Origin of the sequence: Streptomyces longisporus (assembly GCF_039532765.1) — a bacterium.
Taxonomy (GTDB): Bacteria; Actinomycetota; Actinomycetes; order Streptomycetales; family Streptomycetaceae; genus Streptomyces; species Streptomyces longisporus.
Map to the genome: position 1 here is coordinate 1 of NZ_BAAASG010000032.1, position 3,789 is coordinate 3,789.

General features: G+C 68.1%; 4 protein-coding genes. All 4 read left to right on the forward strand.

Annotated elements, in window-relative coordinates; translation table 11 throughout:
- The first annotated feature begins 125 nt into the window (after positions 1-125).
- Positions 126-1,487 (forward strand): IS21 family transposase, encoded by a 1,362-nt coding sequence (gene istA / locus ABD355_RS43430; protein ID WP_344406886.1) that lies wholly within the window; start codon positions 126-128, stop codon positions 1,485-1,487.
- Positions 1,484-2,293, forward strand: a complete 810-nt coding sequence (istB, locus tag ABD355_RS43435) for an IS21-like element helper ATPase IstB (RefSeq protein ID WP_344406887.1) — start codon at positions 1,484-1,486, stop codon at positions 2,291-2,293. Before istA ends, istB begins: the two co-directional genes overlap by 4 nt.
- Positions 2,283-2,933, forward strand: coding sequence for a hypothetical protein (locus ABD355_RS43440; RefSeq protein ID WP_344406888.1), 651 nt, complete (start codon positions 2,283-2,285; stop codon positions 2,931-2,933). The genes istB and ABD355_RS43440 overlap by 11 nt, the downstream gene beginning before the upstream one ends.
- 63 nt (positions 2,934-2,996) lie before the next feature.
- Positions 2,997-3,710: a Clp protease N-terminal domain-containing protein gene (locus ABD355_RS43445; RefSeq protein WP_344406889.1), complete on the forward strand. Its 714-nt coding sequence runs from the start codon at positions 2,997-2,999 to the stop codon at positions 3,708-3,710.
- Positions 3,711-3,789 lie beyond the last annotated feature (79 nt).

Consider the following 3,789-nt stretch of genomic DNA (forward strand, 5'->3'; position numbering starts at 1 on the left):
TCTCCCCGCCCTTTGGGTGACGTTGTTCGGTCTCTTCGCGTGATGTTGGTCGGCGTGTCGTCTTGGCCCTGGTGTGTCGTGGACAGCCTGCGTGCGCTTGATGGTCGGCCTGTTCGGGGGCCTGGATGCTCACGCTGGAGGAGGACGTGGACGCTCATGCTCTGCGTCGGCAGGGGTGGACGATCTCGGCGATCGCCCGGCATCTGGGCCGTGACCGCAAGACCATTCGTGCCTATCTGAACGGGGAGATCACCCCTGGGCAGCGGCGGCAGCCGCCGGATGCGTTCACGCCGTTTGTGGAGTACTGCCGGCGCCGGCTTGCCGATGATCCGCACCTGTGGGCGACCACGCTGTTCGACGAGGTGCGGGAACTCGGCTATGAGGGTGCGTACTCGACGTTCACCCGGGCTCTGCGCCGATATGAGGTGCGTCCACATTGCGAACCGTGTCACGGGGCGAAGGGCCGCGACACGGCCGTGATCGCTCATCCGCCGGGCGAGGAGATCCAGTTCGACTGGCTGGAGCTGCCAACCCCTCCGAGTGAGTGGGGTGTTGGAGAGCACGCGCATTTGTTGGTCGGGGCTCTGTCGCATTCGGGACGTTGGCGGGCTCAGCTGGCGGAGTGCGAGGACTTCCCGCACTTGGTCCAGGCCCTGGATGCCGTGCTGCGCAAGCTGGGCGGGACAGCCCGGCGGTGGCGGTTCGACCGCATGTCGACGGTCTGTTATGCCTCCAGCGGGCAGATCACCGCGGCATTCGCCGGCGTCGCGAAGTACTACGGCGTTGGAGTCGACATCTGCCCGCCGCGCCGCGGCAACCGCAAAGGGGTCGTGGAGAAGATGAACCACGCTGCCGCTCAGCGGTGGTGGCGCACGGTCCCCGATCACCTCACCGTCGAGCAGGCCCAGTCCGGCGTCGACAAGCTCGCTGTGAGGATGGACGAGCGCCGCCGCACCGTCGGCGGGGCTCGGACGACGGTGGGTGAACTGGCCGCGGCGGAGCCGCTGTTGGAGATTCCGTCCGTGCCGTTCCCGGCCGAGTTGACGGTCGAACGGACCGTGAGTGCGCAGGGCCTGGTGCAGTTCGAGGGCAATTTCTACTCCGTCCCGCCCGGTCTGCCCGGGGCGAGACTCTTTGTCGTCCACCGCCTGGGCGAGGACGTGGTCAGCATCGCCACCGCTGGCAGGGCGGTGATCGCCCGTCACCGGCGGGCGCCCCGCGGGGCGGGGCAGACCGTCCGTGACGCCGGGCATGTGATCGCGCTGGAGCGCAGGGTTCTGGAGTCCTTCTCGGACCGGGCGCCCTGCAAGACCAAGGTCCGGCGTCCGCCGTCGGAGGCCGCGCTCGCCGAGGCCGACAAGCTGCGGAACCGGCAGGCCACCGGGTCGACCGCCGAGCGGGTCGTGGTCGACCTTTCCCACTATGCCGCCGTGGCCGAAGGGCTGCGGACCGTTCCCCCGCCGAAGGAGGAGGAGAACGAGGAGTGAGTACGACGCCGATGCAGATGAGCGAAGCGCGCCGCTATCAGCAGCTGCGGGCCCACCTGTCCTATCTGAAACTCAACGACGCCGCCGAGGCTCTGCCGCGGGTGCTGGACCAGGCCCGAGCCGAGCGGCTGTCACTGACCGCCGCTCTGGAGAGGCTGCTGGAGATCGAGGTCGAGGCCACCGAGGCACGTCGGCTGAGTTCCCGGCTGCGGTTCGCCTGCCTGCCGGAGCCCTGGACGCTGCCGGACTTCGACTTCGCCGCCCAGCCCGGTGTCGACGAGAAACTCATCCGTGACCTGGCCACCCTGCGCTTCCTGGACGACGCCTCGAACGTGCTGTTCGTCGGCCCGCCCGGGGTGGGCAAGACCATGCTCGCGGTCGCGCTCGGCCGGGCCGCAGTCGATGCGGGCCACCGCGTCTACTTCACCACTGCCGCCGAGCTCGCAGCGAAGTGCCACAAGGCTGCCCTGGAGGGCCGGTGGAAGACCTGCATGAACTTCTTCGCCGGACCCAAACTGCTGATCATTGACGAGTTGGGCTATCTGCCGCTGCCGGAGGACGGCGCCTCCGCCCTGTTCCAGGTGATCAACCAGCGGTATCTGAAGTCTTCGACGATCTTGACGACCAATGTCGGGATCGCCGACTGGGCCGGCGCTTTCGGCGACGCCACCGTTGCCGCGGCCATGCTCGACCGTCTCCTGCACCGGGCCGCGGTCGTCGGCATCGACGGCCCCTCCTACCGGCTGCGCAACCACCAGAACCAGGCCGACGCCTTGCGGACGGGAGTGAACGCCCGTGTCTCCTGACCAGCCCATCATCCCCGAGGACACCGACCCCATGGCCCGACGCTGCCCGGTCTGCGAAACCGTCTTCGCCGTCGCCAGCAGCACCAGTCGGCAGGTTTTCTGCTCACCCACCTGCCGCGAGGCCAACCGGCAGAAAGTCCCCGCTCAGATGACCTGCCCGGTCTGCGCAGGCGAGTTCACCGCCTACGGCCGCGCGAAGCGTCGCATCTACTGCTCTCCCGAGTGCCGGCACAAGGCGTTCAACAGCAGCGAGTACCACGAGCAACGGACCTGCCCGACCTGCGAGAACGTCTTCGACGCCCCCACCACGGTGCGGCGGGTCTACTGCTCGCCCGCATGCCGCAAGGATGCCGAAAGGCAGCGCGAGCATGAACGCAACGAGGCCCGGGCCCGCCGCCTGGGTGAAGCACCGCTCCCACCGCCGCAGACACGGCCAGAGTTCCCGCCACCGCCCAAAGCCGTCACTCGCCCCGGGCGCCAACTCGTCGCCGAACGAGACCCGTTGGAGCCCACGGCAACCCGCAACTGCCCGCACTGCCAGCAGCCCGTGACCATCGTCGCTCTGCTGGCCACCCCAGAAGCCGCACGTCCTCCCATGCCCACCGGTCCCGACGTCATCCCGATGCGGAGACTCCCCTGACACACGCATGACGCAAGGCAAGTACGCCTTGACAATTTTGAATTGTCAAGGCGTACTTGCCTCATGGCTCTTCCAGACCTGGACGATCTCATCGCGGAAGTCGACCGCAGATGCGACACCGCGCACCGCCCCGGCGGACAAGAACAGCCGGACTGGCTCGCCCTTCTCACCGTTGCCGCCCAACTCGCAGGCCAGATGCAGGCGCTGGCAGATGACCTGGTCGAGGACTACGTCGAGCACTGCCGGATGCACGGCTCTTCATGGACCGACATCGGTGCCGCCCTGGGCGTGACCCGACAGGCGGTCCAGCAGCGTTTCCACGCACCGCACAAGCGATACAGCCCCGAGACCATGACCGACGACCTCCGCCAGGCGATGGTTCACGTCAAACAGGCGGCGGTGCAGCACCGCAACAACTACATCGGCACTGAGCACCTGCTCTGGGGGCTGACCGCACAGGACAACAGCGCCACCCAGCTCCTGCAGTCAGCCGGCGTCTCGCCGGAGACGGTCCACCGGTCCGTCGGAACCCGGCTGAGCATGGGCGCCTCCCAAGCAGCCGAACGCATCGCATGGACGCCCTACTCCCGCAAGGCCATCGCCATCGCGGAGGCACGATCCGAGCAGAACGGCTCCGAGCACATCGACTGCGACGACCTGCTGATCGGACTTGCCCAGGTCGGTCGCGGAGTAGCCGCCAACGTCCTGACCGAGGCCGGCTTCGACCCAGTCGCCCTCAACGCCACAACGGCGGACACCCCATCGCAGAACGGCTGACCACAACCCACTCCCGAGGGGCCGCCGACCTCACGGTCGGCGGCCCCTCATCGCTCGTACTCCCCAATCTCCCCACACC

Excerpts from the sequence above, each read along its gene's own strand:
- istA (WP_344406886.1), top strand. The coding sequence starts at position 126 with ATGCTCACGCTGGAGGAGGACGTGGACGCTCATGCTCTGCGTCGGCAG.
- ABD355_RS43445 (WP_344406889.1), top strand. The coding sequence starts at position 2,997 with ATGGCTCTTCCAGACCTGGACGATCTCATCGCGGAAGTCGACCGCAGA.